The organism is Enterobacter cloacae complex sp. 2024EL-00214 (assembly GCF_043945575.1).
Classification (GTDB): Bacteria; Pseudomonadota; Gammaproteobacteria; order Enterobacterales; family Enterobacteriaceae; genus Enterobacter; species Enterobacter cloacae_P.
The window spans coordinates 32514-46621 of record NZ_JBIMRC010000011.1; the positions used below are offsets into that span (position 1 = coordinate 32514).

Sequence of the window (14108 nt, forward strand, 5' to 3'; positions counted from 1 at the left end):
ACACCGGTAATAAGACGATATTTCAGAGAAAAACAATAAGAGATAAAAAGGACGGGAACATGAGCGGAAAACCGGCGGCGCGGCAGGGCGACGGCACCCTGAAGGGGGGCCCGATAATCCAGGGGTCGGCAGGGGTGATGATTGGCGCGCCTACGGGAGTTGCCTGTTCGGTGTGTCCCGGCGGCATGACCTCCGGCAACCCGGTCAACCCGCTGCTGGGCGCTAAGGTGCAGCCCGGCGAAACCGATTTTGCCCTGCCCGGCCCGTTGCCGTTTGTGCTTTCCCGCTCTTACAGCAGCTACCGGACGAAAACGCCCGCACCGGTGGGGATTTTCGGCCCCGGCTGGAAAGCACCTTTCGATATCCGCTTACAGATACGCGAAGATGAACTGATACTCAACGACAACGGCGGGCGCAGCATTCACTTTGACCCGCTGTTCCCCGGTGAAACAGCATTCAGCCGTAGCGAAGCGTTCTGGCTGGCGCGGGGCGGCGCTCCGGTACTGCATGAAAGCAATCTGCTGCATCTTCTCTGGCAGCGGTTGCCGGAAGCTCTGCGCATCAGCCCGCATGTTTACCTCGCCACTAACAGCGTTCAGGGGCCGTGGTGGATACTGGGCTGGAGTGAGCGTATTCCTGAACCGGATGAAGCGCTGCCCGCCCCACTGCCGCCGTACCGGGTGCTGACCGCGCTGGTGGATAATTTCGGGCGGGTAATGGTTTTCCACCGCGCCGCCGCCGGTGAGTTCGCAGGAAATATCACCGGCGTGACGGATGGCGCAGGCCGCCGGTTCCGGCTGGTGCTGACCACGCAGGCGCAACGGGCGGAGCAGTACCGCAAACAGGCCGCTGCCGCAAAACAGCCGCCAATTCCTGATGTGCTGCCCGCCACGGAGTACGGCGCAGACGACGGTGTTCGCCTGGCGGAAGTGTGGCTCACCCGCGACCCGGAATACCCGGATGACCTGCCTGCACAGCCGCTGGCGCGTTATGCCTATTCACCGCGCGGTGAACTGGTGACGGTATATGACCACAGCAACACAGCCGTGCGCGCCTTTACTTATGACGAAAAATACCCGGGCCGAATGGTGGCGCACCATCATGCGGGCAGGCCGGAAATACGCTATCGCTACGATGCTACCGGACGAGTCGTGGCGCAGCGTAACCCGGCAGGCTTAAGCTACGCCTATGCATACGAAAAAAACAGTATCACCATCACCGACAGTCTGAACCGCCGTGAAGTGCTGCACACTGAAGGTGACGGTGGACTGAAGCGGGTGGTGAAGCAGGAGCGCGCAGACGGCAGCGCCACGCACAGCGAATATGACCCCGCAGGCAGGCTTATTGCGCAGACAGATGCGGCGGGCCGTAAAACGAAATATCGCCTGAGTCCCGGCTCCGGCCTGCTGAAAGAAATTATCACACCGGACGGCAGGCGCACCGAACTTTACCACAACAGCCAGCGCCAGCTGACCAGCACGCTGTACCCGGACGGGCTGAAAAACCGGCAGGAATACGATGACCTGGGCAGGCTGATTGCCGAAACGACGCGCAACGGCAGTACAACCCGTTACTTTTATGCTGACCCGCGCAGTGAACATCCCTGCGCCACCGAAGACGCCACTGGCAGCAAAAAACAGATGGTGTGGAGCCGCTACGGGCAGTTGCTGACCTTCACCGACTGCTCCGGTTATGAAACCCGTTATGAATATGACCGTTTCGGGCAGCTCATGGCGACGCATCAGGAGGAAGGGTTAAGCCTGTACCGGGTTTATGATAATCGCGGCAGACTGGTCAGCCAGCGGAATACCGCAGAGCAGGAAACCCGTTACGAATACAATGTGGCGGGAGACCTGACGGCAGTCATTTCTCCTGACGGCAGCCGCAGCGAAACCACCCACGATAATCGGGGCAACGCCATCAGCACCACACAGGGTGGGCTGACGCGCCGGATGGAATACGACGCCGCAGGCCGGGTGACGCAACTGACCAGTGAAAACGGCAGCCATACGGCATTCACTTACGATGTGCTGGACAGGCTGACGCAGGAAACCGGTTTTGACGGCAGGGTGAAGCGTTACCGTTACAGCGCGACCGGACAGCTTGTGCGCAGCGAGGATGAAAGCCTTGTCACGGCGTGGCATTACGATGAATCTGACCGGCTGACATACAGAACCGTGAACGACGAACCGGCAGAACAGTGGTTCTACAACGAACGTGGCTGGCTGACAGTCATCAGTCACCTCAGCGACGGACGGCGCGTCGCCGTGCATTACGGTCATGACAACCGGGGCCGCCTTATCAGCGAACGCCAGACGGTGCATCACCCGGAAACCGGCGAACTGCTGTGGCAGCACGACACGAAGCAGGATTACAGTGATAAGGGGCTGGCGACCATCACCACCCCCGACCACCTGTCGCCGGTGGAATGGCTCACTTACGGCTCCGGCTATATTGCCGGAATGAAGCTTGGTGACGAACCTCTGATTGATTTCACCCGCGACCGCCTGCACCGCGAAACGCTGCTCAGCTTCGGTCAGTACGAAAGAACCACGGCGTACACACCAGCAGGTCAGCTACAGAGTTACCATTTTAACAAACCGCAGCTTAACCGTGACTACACCTGGAATGATGCCGGGCAGCTTATCCGTATCAGCGGCCCGCATGAACAACGCGATTATCAGTACAGCGACGCCGGGCGACTGGTTAGCACGCATATCAAATCCCCGCACCATGACCTTACGCAGTGGACGCTCACCGACCCGGCAGGCAATCGGATAGCGGAGCGGGATAAATACCCGATGCTGCCGGAGGTCTGGCGCGACAACCGCATCGCCCAGGACGCGGATTACTTTTACCACCATGACGAACACGGCAGGCTGACGGAAAAGGATGAGCGACGTGTCCGAAATGGCGGCGGCTTCGTCTATTATTACGATTACGATAATCAGCACAGACTCACGCGCTACCGACAGATACATAACGGCAACACGCTGACGGAGAGCCGTTATACTTATGACCCGCTGGGCCGTCGCACCGGTAAACGGATATGGACATGTACGGTGTACCATGATGGTTCATGCACACAGCCGGAACTGAAGGAAGCCGTGTGGTACGGCTGGAATGGAGACCGTCTGACCACTACGCAGACAGACGCCGCCCGTATCCAGACGGTGTACCAGCCGGGAACATTTACGCCACTCATTCGCATTGAAACCGCTACGGTTGAACTGACAAAAGCAATCCGTCGCACGCTGGCGGAAAAACTCCAGCAGGACGCGGGGATGGTGTTTATGCCGGAACTGGTGGCGATGCTGGATAATCTGGAGGGGGAACTGAAAACGAATCAGATAAGCGAACAAAACCAGGCATGGCTGGCGCAGTGTGGGTTGACTGCGGAACAGATGAAAAATCAGGTGGAACCGGAGCACATGCCGGTGAGGAAAATCCACCTGTACCACTGTGACCACCGGGGACTGCCGCTGGCGCTGATTGATGTCAATGGATATGTTGCGTGGAGCGCGGAGTTTGATGAATGGGGAAATATGCTGCGTGAGGATAATCCGCATCATCTGCAACAGCTTATCCGGCTGCCAGGACAACAGTGGGATAAAGAGACGGGGCTGTACTATAATCGTCACCGGTATCTCGAGCCGTTGCAGGGGAGGTATATTACTCAGGATCCGATAGGGTTGATGGGGGGCTGGAACCTATATAGTTATGTATTTAATAATCCAATAAAGTTTATTGACCCCAAGGGACTGGATATTTGGTTAGAGGGCGCGGCACCAAGTGAACCAGACCTTCATCAAAGTGTAAATGTTGGTGACCCAAATGGAGTTTATGATTCATATAGTTATGGGATGGGTGACTTCCCGCACGGTGAGGTTTATAAGGATACATCACATGGAGGGGTAATAGTCGATTATAAAAAAACAAATGCTGAGCAAGATAAAATCTTCAAGTCGATGATGGATAAAAAAATTGGTGAGCGAAGCTACTATGGTTATGATGATATTTGTCGTAGCTGGAGTCAACGTCAGTTCAAATCAGCTCCTGGTCAATCTGCTACTCCACCAGAAAGAAAAGGGGCTATTACTACAATGGGTGTAGGGGCATCCTCGTCAAGGGGAAGCAGTACTACAACAAACAGTGGAACATCACAGTGAAAATTTTATTTTTTAGTATAGGATTGATTTTATCCATCATTGCCTTAATAGTGATTAACGTAACTGCTATTAATAACAATGTGTATCATAAATTATTCGCTATCGCAATAATATGCGTTGTAATATCAATTATTATATCTCTGTCATTATATCCAGGTGGCGGATGGTTGCGTTATTGCTCATTTGTATTTTTAATTAGTGCCGCATATGTTATCTATAACATAATTTATCGTTATTTTTTTAGCAATTAGAATAATTATGATGAGGAGTCGTTTTTTATAACCGACACCGGTATTACGACTCTGGAATTGGGCAGTATATCACTCAGGACCCGATTGGGCTGATGGAGGGCTGAATCCGTCCCCGTTAAATCCAGCACAGGGAATTGATCCGTTAGGATTAGTCAATGTTGGACAAGGCATTCCTGGAGCCAATGGTAATACATCTGTTCATACCAATCCGGGACCGGAAGCAACAGATTTTCGGCCAGATCATGCCCTAGACTATATTCATTTTGATAAGAATGATGGACTACGAGTGAGTACAGAGAGTTGGAATCCACTCTCTGAAGCTGATGCAGTAAAAATGACAAAAGAGCAGAATTCATTTTGTAAGAGATTATCCGATGCAAGTAAGAAAGTTATATCAACGAGGCAAAAGCAGATTTTTAAATTTGGCCGCTTATTAAGTGAGGAGTTCTTTTTATTACAATATATATCATTAGGGGCAGCACGAGAAGGTTGTCTACAAGGTGACCCACTTATGTGTTAGGCATTTAAGATGTTAGGTGGTGAAATACATTACGCCGATGCTGATCCAGTATAAACTTCATGAGGGTTTATGGAAAAAGAAGATTTTTTAGCGTTAATGTCATTTCCAATAGAGTGGTTAAAATATGACATGTATCCATATGAGTTGTTTTTTGAGCAATTAAAAGGTTATAAATTGGGGCATGAGGAAAGCTCAGAACATGATCGAAATGGTGCATTTCATTGGTGGTTGAAGAAAAAACCCTCAAGAGAAAGACTCGTTATATTGGTAGAACTTGCATTTGTTGATCCAGATCCATTTTTAACCCACGATGTGATAAAATACATAAAGAAATCAGATAATTTCGATGAAGAGATTGAGCGATTGATACAAAAACATAATTAATTATTGTATTGCCGGCGCTGGTTGGCGTTAACGGATATGTTGCGTAGAGCGCGGAGTCTGATGAATGGGGGAATATACTGCGGGGGAATAACCCGCATAATCTGCAACAGCTTATCCGGCTGCCGGGGCAGCAGTGGGATAAAGAAACAGGACTGTACTATAATCGTCACAGATATCTTGACCCGCAGCAGGGAAAGTATATCACGCTAGATCCGATAGGGTTGAGATCACCTCGGAAAACTATGGTCATGGTTCGGCTGTAACGCCAATATATTATTCTGACACTGATTATAATGACTCGAATAAATATGCCGAAGACTTTAGTGAAAACCATAACTACTATAGTTTGACAGGAAACAATTGCAAGACTTTTGCACATGATGCCGCAACAGCGGGCACAAAATAATTCCGTAGGGGGATACAATGGGGAGAGTAATTAGACTTGCACTATTATGCTCAGTCTTGCTAAATGCTGTTCTGCTTTATCGTGTATTTGATTTGGGCGTGACGATAACTTATGGGGCGGATGAAATTCACTATCGGAATCGACAGACTTCCGACCTAAAAAAATTAATGCCTTTATTGCTGAAGTCAACTTCACAGGAGCAGGTCTTGCTTGCTGCAAAGCAAGCGGGCCTGGAGGTGATTAAGAAACCTGGCGAGGGCACTTACGTTGGTGCTGTGCTCTTCACTTACTCCGGTGACAAAGTAATCACTGTTGATTTACAATAATAACACCAACACCAACACCAACACCAACACCAACACCAACACCAACACCAACACCAAGAGTCACCGCTAACGCTTATTAACTCGGTCAACAGAATTGCATGGCGAGGGGAATATGACAAGTGGGGGAACCTGTTGAATAGGAACTCATCTTACGCTTTCAGCGCAATGGGTTATCCTTCCCTCAGTCGTAGTCATTCTCCGGACAAGGTAACAGTTTACACAGTCTTACTACTTACTGAACAGGATAATAATATATGTGCAAATATCATAAATACTTTATCTGATATACCGAATATGCATTCTTAGCATAGATTCATAGTTCATCAATAAATCTTTTTTGACATCTACTCCAAATTTATCATATTATTTATAATTGCTTAGTTTTTCATACTCCACAATATCATATTTGTTTATCAACCAGTAATCAGAAATAATTGAAGCTTGTTGCTCCATAGTATAAAAGATGAATGATGGTTCATCTAATTTATAATTACACCAGATTGATGATTCATATGGGTCACAAAAAGAAGAATCATATCTGAAGTACTGCCAGACAAAAGACATCGCGAAGATAAACAAATGAGGATATTTTACAGAATCATGATGACTTGTATAATCACCAGAAGAATCAGGTCGGTATTCATTCACGCTTAAAAGCACGTTCCCATTTTTAGTGGTAGTGATAATTCTGGGTTGTGTTCGGGATTGACTGCTATGACAGTATATCTTTACTCTGTCATAGTCGATAATATTTTGAAAGACAGTCTGCGCCAGTTTTATCTCTCCGGGAGTTAGCGACCTGAATAACTCGGTGTCGGATTGGGGGGGGACGGTAGTTCTACAGACAGATGATGGCTATTTCTCAGGATAGTCTCATTATTATCAAAAAAGGAGTTTCTTAATATACTTTCGCACATAACAACCTCCATTTATTTTGCTTTATCATACTCCAGGGAACAAAAAACTCAATAGGAAATATGATACTTGCTTCGCTGTTTATTTTTATCTGTGACATCTATCTTATGGCATCTTCCTTATGAATAATCATTCAGGAAACTGTTAAAAGAAGATTTAGCCACACTTATTAAGATCTCCCGGCGTCACCATCAGCATCATCGAATCCATCGGCGACGGCTCAAAACCCACTTTCAGGTAAAACGCCCGCGCCTCATCAGGCAGCGCATGAACCAGCATTCCGCGAATACCGATAGTGTCAGCCACCTGCATCACCCGCAGCCCGGCATCGCGCACTAGCGCCCGTCCAATACCCTGCCCTCGCAATGATTGATCCACCGCCAGACGTCCCAGCACCACAACCGGGATGGGATCAGGCATGTTGCGGCGAAAGCGACCCGGTGCGGTATTAGTGGTTACAGTGCTGGACGCCAGCGAGTAATACGCCAGTACCTTAGCATCACTGTCGCAGCAAACAAAAGTGCGAAGATGGTAGGGCGACAATTTGTGTTGAGCTATGCTGATGCAGGCAAATTGGCATTATGTCCCTATGTATGTCAGCAATACTCTCAACGTCTAAAAATTACGCGGTTAAACCATATGAATCAGACTATTGTTTGTAGCTTTCAAAAATGGGCCTATACTTAGGCCAACAGTAAGCGAGTTGGTTGTGTGTTTTTCTTTCTTTTCAAAGAATTAGGATTTAAACCAGAATCCTGCACGACCCACCAATGTAAAAAAGCGCCCTAAAGGCGCTTTTTTGCTATCTGCGATATAGATGATTCGAACCTGCGGCAGGTCTGAGCCCTTAACTCCCTATGTTAAACAGCTTTGTATCAGACACAATATGTGTCACTTCATCCAGATGTCCAAAACGAGCCTCCCCCGAACGATTAAACTTACTTTTATCAACCAGCAATAAAGACTGAGATGCGTACTTAAGCAGCAGCGATTTGAAGCTGGCATTGACCATATTGGAATCCCACAACCCTCCGTGGCTGTCTATCCCTTCGCAGGAAAAAATAAACAGGTCGATCTCCAGCGACTTGAGCTGTGAAATCAGCGAGGGATTGACGTAGCAACCGTATTTACGTTCGAGCTTACCGCCGGAACTGATGAGCTGAATCTGTTCACGTTTACCCAACTCCAGGCAGATTGGGTGGCTGTTGGTAAAAACCTGAAGATCGATGTCCGGCAACTGCCGTGCCAGATACCAGCAGGTCGAACTGGCGTCTAAGGCTATGACCATCCCGGCATCGATCCAGGCCAGCGCTTCTCTGGCGATATCGGCTTTATGTGCAAAGTGGCTCTTTAGACGCATATGGAAAGGGTCACCACAGTCCTGGTTTTCCCGATGAATGTATTTAGCCCGGCCGTGGTTGCGCAGAACTTTCCCCTGAATCTGTAGTTCGCTGAGATCGCGGCGAATGGTCTCTTTGCTGACGTGAAGCTGGGCGGCTAAGGCTTCCGTCGTCAGGCTTTTATGCTGGATCAGCAGGTTTACTATCGCTTGCTGGCGTGCCGCTTTCATCTTTTCTCGCCCCATCATTCGATACGCGCCCGCGTCAGGCGAGCGCACCAGCATGAGATTATGGCGTCACTCCTTTTTTTAAAAGAATATTCCCGTACTTAGCACACTCACCTGTGATAACGATCGCAAAGGTTTTTCGCGCGCGTTCGTAAAACGCGTAGCGGTCAATGCGGATGATCTCCGGGCAAGGGGATTGCAGAGAAAGCGCATCGCGATAGCGAGCTTCGACGGTGGGGTCGAGGGAATCACCCTCTACTGCGGCCATCATCACCAGCGGCGGCGCGTAGCAGTCGAGTTCAAACAGCGGAATGATTGCCTGCAGCAGGTCACTGACCTTCAGCCCATCAGCGCGAATAACCTGCGGTCCCATGCTGTGAGCGGGGAAGTGGGCATCAGAAAAAATAATCTCATCGCCGTGGCCCATCCCGGCCAACACTTTCAGCAGTTCTGGGGAAATCAATGGTGAAATCGTTTTTAGCATCTCAAACGCCCTCAATCAGTTCGGGTTCAGTTTGTGGATAGAAGTAGCGGTACTGATAGTTCACCTGCGCTCTGGCCTGTTCCGGGCTGGTAAATTCGCCAATGCCGTACCAGCCAAACATAGCTGCGCCAGCCACTGTGGTTTCGGCGTCGTCGAGTACCTTGATGGGAATATCGAGCATATTGGCTTTTATCTGGTTCCACAGCGTGTTGCGGCTACCGCCGCCGACCAGCAGCAGTTCGGTCGTGTTGAAGTGGCCGATTGCCTCCAGCGTACGCAGATTCTGCGCCAGCTGTCTGGTGAGACCTTCCAGAGCAGCACGATAAAAGTGGCCTCGCGTGGTGTTGAGCGTGACGCCCTGCCAGCCTGCATTCTGGCAGGCGAGGAGATCGCAGTGCATTTTCACGCCCTCGGCCCCTTCGGGAATGAGGCGAGCAGCTTCAATCAGCGTTTGCCAGGGCGTCTCTTCCGTCCACAGTAGTTTGCGCACCCATTCGAGCACACCTGATGCCAGCCACTGCATGCCGGGGTTATACAGGTCAGGCTGGCTGTCCAGCTCGCACGTTGAACCAGCGTAGTGGCTGAGCAGCGGTGTATCGACCTGCGCGCTGCGTACCATCAGGATCTCCCACGTCCCGGATGAGAGCACGGGTTCATCCTGTCTGGCACCTGCACCAAATAGGGCAAACTGGGTATCGTGTCCGGCTGAAATGACCGGGATCCCGGTGGGGAGGCCAAGCAGACGGGCAGCCTCTGGTTGTAACGCCCCGATTAGCTCGCCAGCTTCGACCAGACGTGGAAACAGTCGGCGCGTCAAACCGGCAGCCTGCAAAATTTCGCCGCTGAAATCACGCCACTGAATATCCAGCATCTGGCTGGTTCCCGCCATAGTCATGTCGGTGGTGAATTCCCCGGTCAGGCGGTGGTTAATCAGCGAAGAAATAAACAGCCAGGCATGTGCCTGTTCCAACAGCTGTGGATGATTTTCTTTTAGCCACACTAGCTTATAGAGGGTGTTGAAGCCAAATGCACCGACACCGGAAATGTCCTGAAGCCGCTGAGGTGACAGCAATCGGTCGATATTTTTCATCACTTCGGCAGTGCGTGGACATTTCCAGCTGATGATCGGGTAGAGCAGCTTGCCGCGCTCATCGACCAGTGCGCCGTCGACGCCGAAAGTGGTCACCGTTACGCCGCGAATGCGACAGTTTGCCAGTTCCGTCGTCAGCGTTCGGCAGCAGTCTGCGAAGCGCTGCATAATGGCATCCAGAGACCACTGATGCCAGGCGCTATTCTCTACGGCGATTTCGCTGGCATTTGCCGTGGCGGCGCGGGCGACAATTTTGCCATGACGGTCAACGGCAATGGCCCGGATGTTGGTCGCACCACAGTCGAGAACCAGAATAACATCTTGTTTCATAACAACTCCTGAAACGTTGCCGGATAGCGCTGCGCTTATCCGGCCTACTATTCGGTATTTTGTCGGCCCGGTAAGCTTGCGCTCCCGGGCAAAGACGTCGGGATTAACGTTTGTACAGTGGACCGTAGTTTTGGCAGGCGCGGTAATCCTGACCTTCGCTATCCATTCCGTGCGCGGCCCAGGAGGAAGGGCGATAAACCTTCGATTCTTCCACGTTATGCATGCAGACCGGAATACGTAGCATTGATGCCAGGGTAATGAAGTCGGAGCCGACGTGGCCGATGGTCAGTACGCCGTGGTTTGCCCCCCAGTTAGCCATCACGGAATAAACATCGGTAAATGGCCCTTTACCGGTCAACCGCGGTGCAAACCAGGTCGTCGGCCAGGTTGAGTTGGTACGGGCGTCGAGCTGGTCGTGCATCTCTTTCGGTAATTCTATGCTCCATCCTTCTGCAATCTGCAGCACCGGACCAAGGCCTTTAATGATATTCACGCGGGTCATGGTGAATGGCACGCCGCCTTCGGTCAGGAAGCGGGAGGAAAAGCCGCCGCCGCGGAAGTATTCGTGGATCGCCGGGCACCATTCGGTGGCTGCCAGGCAGGCATCAGCCTCCTGCTGGCTGATTTCCCAGTGTGGCTTCATCGTTGGTTTACCATCGCTGCCGCGCTGTTTGCACGAGCCGTCCAGTGCCGCAGAGCCGGAGTTAATCAGGTGGATAATACCGTGTTCGGCCAGCCCACTGAGTGGTTGCCCGGTCACGCGTTCTACCGCTTCCGGAGACCAGTAGGTGCGCACGTCGGCGAACACCTGCGCGGTGCCGGTCAACTGGTGGCCCATCAGCATCGCCACGCCGTTGAGACTGTCGTTTTCGGTTGCGACGATAAAGGGTTCACGCACGCCGTTCCAGTCAAAGGAGCTGTTGAGCAGCGCTTCAGCAGTATCGCCATTAGGGTATTGATCGGTCCAGTGGCGCTGACCCTGGAAGCCTGCCGCAATGGCGTTGTAGCCCAGGGACTCTTCAACCAGCCCTTTTTCCGCCAGCTTTTGATTACCCTGCATCATGTCGCGAATACACATCGCCATCAGCAGGCTCTCTTTCAGCACCTCATGGCTCTGCGCTTCATTGCGCTTATACTGCTGAGCGTTCTGGTCTTCGCCGTAGCGGAAGTTTTGGTCCGCCCACGCCAGCGCCATTTCCAGCTCGGTTTCATCGTAGATTTTCTGGTCAATACGGCGGCGCAGCTCGGTCATATCGACCGCTTGTACCTTCATGCCCAGCCAGGATTCGAAGAAGTTGTGGTCGACGATGGAACCGGCAATCCCCATTGAAACGCCGCCAACGGAGAGATAGCTCTTCCCCTTCATGCTGGCGACGGCTAAACCAGCACGCGCAAAGCGCAGCAGTTTTTCTTCAACGTCAGCAGGAATTGAGGTGTCGTCAGCGTCCTGTACATCATGACCATAGATAGAGAAGGCTGGAATGCCTTTCTGGCTGTGCGCGGCCAGCGCGGCGGCGAGATAAACGGCACCCGGACGTTCGGTTCCGTTAAAGCCCCAGATGGCTTTCGGGCGCATCGGATCCATATCGATCGTTTCGCTACCGTAGCACCAGCATGGTGTCACGGTGATGGTCACACCGACGTTCTGGCTGCTGAATTTTTCTTCACAGGAGGCTGATTCGGCCATCCCGGCAATACAGCTATCGGCGATGACGCATTCAACTTGCGCGCCGCTGGCGTGACGAAGCTTTTCGGTGAGCAGCGCGGCGGTAGCCTTCGCCATGTTCATGGTCTGCTCTTCCAGCGACTCACGAACCCCCATACGACGACCATCAATCACCGGACGAATACCAATTTTCGGTAAGCTGATTTTTTTCATTACAGAATCCTCACGTTATTCGGAAAAATGTTCAATTTGTTGCCGTCTGCGAACGGAAACGGGCAAAGATGAAGATGACGGCAAAGCATACGGCTGGAACCAGCTCGGCTGCTGGAATATTGCCTGCGGCATCGCTGACGAAGCCCATGACGGGCGTCACAATGCCGCCGCCGATAATCGTCATGACGATGAAGGACGAGCCGTATTTGGTGTCCTGACCCAGATTCTTGATCCCTAAAGAGAAGATGGTCGGGTACTGAATCGACATGAACGTGCTGCACAGCGTCAGCGCCAGCAGGCCGACATGGCCGCCTGTGAAGGCAGAAATCAGGCATAGCAGCATGGCGAGCAGAGCATAGGCTGCCAGCACTTTATGCGGTGCGAAGCGGCGGATAAGCCAGGTACCGGTAAAGCGACCGATAAAGAAGCACACCATGGTGCCGGTCAGGTAGTTGGCGGCGAACCCAGGCGTCATGCCAGGGATCTCTTCAATGGCGTAGCGAATCAGATAGCTCCAGCAGGCGGTTTGTGCGCCGACGTAGCAGAACTGTGCCAGCACCGCCCAGCGCCAGTGGCGGATGCGCACCAGACGAGAAAGGGATGAGGCGAATGAGCTCTGTGTGCTGTCGGTATGATCGTCACTCTGTAGGGTCGGGAATTTAGTCAACATAATCAGCAGGGCGACCAGCAATACAATTGCCACGATGATCATGTAAGGCGTTTGTACGGATAGCACCAGACTGTGCTTATAGGTGCTCAGTTGTTCTGGCGTCATTTTATCGAGCACATCCTGAGATTGATGTGGCACGTTAGACAAAATAAGACTTTGTCCAAATACGACAGCGATAATAGCGCCAAAGGAGTTAAATGTTTGTGCCAGATTAAGACGGAAATGACCACCACTCTCAGGGCCTAATACGGTTACAAACGGATTAGCAGCGGTTTCAAGACAGCCTAATCCTGCAGCGATAATAAACAGACCGATCAGGAACAGGGTATAGTTCATGACTTCTGCGGCAGGCCAGAATAATGCAGCACCAAAAGCATATAAGAATAACCCGGTAATAATACCTGCTTTATAGCTCATCTTTTTCATCAGTATTCCTGCTGGCACAGGAATGACGAAGTAGCCGAAATAAAATGCAGATTGAATCAGACCTGCCTGAAAGTTAGTCAGGGTAAAGGCTTGCTGAAACTGGGGTAATAAAATGTCATTCAGGTTATTAGCGACTGCCCAAAGAAAAAATAGTGAGCAAAGTAACGCAAAAGGAATAATGTAACGCTGGGCTTGTCCGGTATTTTCCGTACGAAAACTCTGCGTTTGTATTGTTGTGTTTCCCATAACATCCTCGTTGGTTCAGAAGCGTCAGAGTGTGGCCATTCTTGCTTATCAGACCGTAAAAAAAGAAGAGTTCTTTTTTCTTACTCGCCTAAATCTGGCGGTCGGAATGAACTCATGAATTCATTTTCGAGTAAAAAAGGTCATTTAATATGATGACGGTCACACTTAACGACAAAGCGGTATTTTTATGTGATTGCTGTCACTTTAATTTATGAAAAACAATGCCCGTTTGAGTAAATAAATATTAAAAACAACAAAGAGGATGCCCGATTTAATTTATTGCTGCGAAAACGGGCATTTTCCACAGGTGAACAGATAAAATGCCCGTTTCGTTAAATATTATTAAGAGCGGTCATTTTTCATGAAATGAATAAGGCGGATGGAGAGTGATTATCTGTAATTAATTGATGATGATCACAAAATAAAGTTACAAAAATTTCTTTAT

Annotated in this window: 8 protein-coding genes and 2 pseudogenes; 4 read left to right on the forward strand and 6 right to left on the reverse strand. The window is 50.7% G+C overall.

From position 1 onward, the window contains the following. Window positions 1–59: 59 nt before the first annotated feature. The 4 genes and pseudogenes from ACHHZ6_RS13575 to ACHHZ6_RS13590 all read left to right on the forward strand — a co-directional run bounded on the left by ACHHZ6_RS13575 (window position 60) and on the right by ACHHZ6_RS13590 (window position 6056). Window positions 60–4169, forward strand: coding sequence for an RHS element core protein (locus ACHHZ6_RS13575; protein WP_395122375.1), 4110 nt, complete (start codon window positions 60–62; stop codon window positions 4167–4169). Between the two features lie 840 nt (window positions 4170–5009). Then, complete coding sequence (locus ACHHZ6_RS13580) at window positions 5010–5324, forward strand: hypothetical protein (RefSeq protein WP_395122377.1); 315 nt, start codon at window positions 5010–5012, stop codon at window positions 5322–5324. Window positions 5325–5374: 50 nt separating this feature from the next. Further along, window positions 5375–5587 (forward strand): annotated as a pseudogene (locus tag ACHHZ6_RS13585) (RHS repeat-associated core domain-containing protein); the annotation flags it as partial. Window positions 5588–5747: 160 nt separating this feature from the next. Then, window positions 5748–6056, forward strand: a complete 309-nt coding sequence (locus tag ACHHZ6_RS13590) for a hypothetical protein (RefSeq protein WP_395122378.1) — start codon at window positions 5748–5750, stop codon at window positions 6054–6056. A 1071-nt stretch (window positions 6057–7127) separates the two neighbouring features. On the opposite strand, the pseudogene ACHHZ6_RS13595 reads toward ACHHZ6_RS13590, so the two are convergent. The 6 genes and pseudogenes from ACHHZ6_RS13595 to fucP form a co-directional block, all read right to left on the reverse strand. After that, a pseudogene (locus tag ACHHZ6_RS13595) lies at window positions 7128–7496 on the reverse strand (GNAT family N-acetyltransferase); the annotation flags it as partial. 322 nt (window positions 7497–7818) lie between these two features. After that, window positions 7819–8541 carry an L-fucose operon activator gene (gene fucR, locus ACHHZ6_RS13600; protein ID WP_182274645.1) on the reverse strand — a complete coding sequence of 241 codons (723 nt, stop codon included), beginning with the start codon at window positions 8539–8541 and terminating at the stop codon, window positions 7819–7821. A gap of 58 nt (window positions 8542–8599) precedes the next feature. After that, the gene (gene fucU / locus ACHHZ6_RS13605) at window positions 8600–9022 is read right to left on the reverse strand and encodes an L-fucose mutarotase (protein WP_182274161.1); all 423 of its coding nucleotides are present in this window, start codon (window positions 9020–9022) and stop codon (window positions 8600–8602) included. Between the two features lies 1 nt (window position 9023). Beyond that, the gene (gene fucK / locus ACHHZ6_RS13610; protein WP_395122379.1) at window positions 9024–10442 is read right to left on the reverse strand and encodes an L-fuculokinase; all 1419 of its coding nucleotides are present in this window, start codon (window positions 10440–10442) and stop codon (window positions 9024–9026) included. Between the two features lie 103 nt (window positions 10443–10545). Continuing rightward, window positions 10546–12321: an L-fucose isomerase gene (fucI, locus tag ACHHZ6_RS13615; protein WP_395122380.1), complete on the reverse strand. Its 1776-nt coding sequence runs from the start codon at window positions 12319–12321 to the stop codon at window positions 10546–10548. A 31-nt stretch (window positions 12322–12352) separates the two neighbouring features. Next, window positions 12353–13663, reverse strand: coding sequence for an L-fucose:H+ symporter permease (gene fucP / locus ACHHZ6_RS13620; protein WP_395122381.1), 1311 nt, complete (start codon window positions 13661–13663; stop codon window positions 12353–12355). Window positions 13664–14108: the final 445 nt, after the last annotated feature.

Coding starts and splice junctions, on each gene's coding strand:
- ACHHZ6_RS13575 (WP_395122375.1), top strand. CDS start 60: ATGAGCGGAAAACCGGCGGCGCGGCAGGGCGACGGCACCCTGAAGGGG.
- ACHHZ6_RS13580 (WP_395122377.1), top strand. CDS start 5,010: ATGGAAAAAGAAGATTTTTTAGCGTTAATGTCATTTCCAATAGAGTGG.
- ACHHZ6_RS13590 (WP_395122378.1), top strand. CDS start 5,748: ATGGGGAGAGTAATTAGACTTGCACTATTATGCTCAGTCTTGCTAAAT.
- fucR (WP_182274645.1), bottom strand. CDS start 8,541: ATGAAAGCGGCACGCCAGCAAGCGATAGTAAACCTGCTGATCCAGCAT.
- fucU (WP_182274161.1), bottom strand. CDS start 9,022: ATGCTAAAAACGATTTCACCATTGATTTCCCCAGAACTGCTGAAAGTG.
- fucK (WP_395122379.1), bottom strand. CDS start 10,442: ATGAAACAAGATGTTATTCTGGTTCTCGACTGTGGTGCGACCAACATC.
- fucI (WP_395122380.1), bottom strand. CDS start 12,321: ATGAAAAAAATCAGCTTACCGAAAATTGGTATTCGTCCGGTGATTGAT.
- fucP (WP_395122381.1), bottom strand. CDS start 13,663: ATGGGAAACACAACAATACAAACGCAGAGTTTTCGTACGGAAAATACC.